The 571-nt window shown below is 45.0% G+C and carries 2 protein-coding genes; both read right to left on the reverse strand.

The window, feature by feature from the left end:
* A partial coding sequence (locus AW165_RS18455; RefSeq protein ID WP_155859659.1) for a hypothetical protein occupies positions 1 to 204 on the reverse strand: 204 nt, incomplete at its 3' end.
* A partial coding sequence (locus AW165_RS19825; protein WP_212823911.1) for a hypothetical protein occupies positions 204 to 571 on the reverse strand: 368 nt, incomplete at its 5' end. The genes AW165_RS18455 and AW165_RS19825, both read right to left, overlap by 1 nt.

Raw genomic sequence — 571 nt, forward strand, 5'->3', positions numbered from 1 at the left:
AATGGCGACGGTGTAATTTTCATCGTGAGGTAGCCACATGATGATCGTGTTATCACGGCGCGTTACAAAAGCGCTGTAATCGTCATAGACATCATTATCGTTAGGCTTGATGTCGAACTCCTTTTCAAGCGCCTCTATGGAGTTAGACCAAGCGAACTTCACGTGATAGAGCGGCACGCGCGAGGTATAAATTTTGTCTTTCATTACTTCGTATCCAGTTTAACAAACTCAGCTTGCAGCTTGGCCAGTTCGTCTTTGGTGAAATACTTCACGTTATAAACGCTCGATTCTTCAAACGCAGAAACCAACATTACTGCCACGCGTTGATTATCTAATGCAACATGGTACTGCAGCGTCGGCAGCCACTCACCACCATCAAGTTCATCAAAGCCAAACAGGATGCCATCAACATCATCGAGATTTGTGCCGGCTAATTTTTCTTTGAACGGATTGAGCTCTGGCGTTTCTTTGATTGCCTTGTCGAGAACGGCAGTGGACACTCTGCTTTTTGCGGCTTGATTGATTTGCTCTTGGATAACGGATTTGCTTTGTTCATATGAGTAGCTCAGCA

It is taken from the genome of Acinetobacter sp. LMB-5 (genome assembly GCF_001541635.1).
Taxonomy (GTDB): domain Bacteria; phylum Pseudomonadota; class Gammaproteobacteria; order Pseudomonadales; family Moraxellaceae; genus Acinetobacter; species Acinetobacter pittii.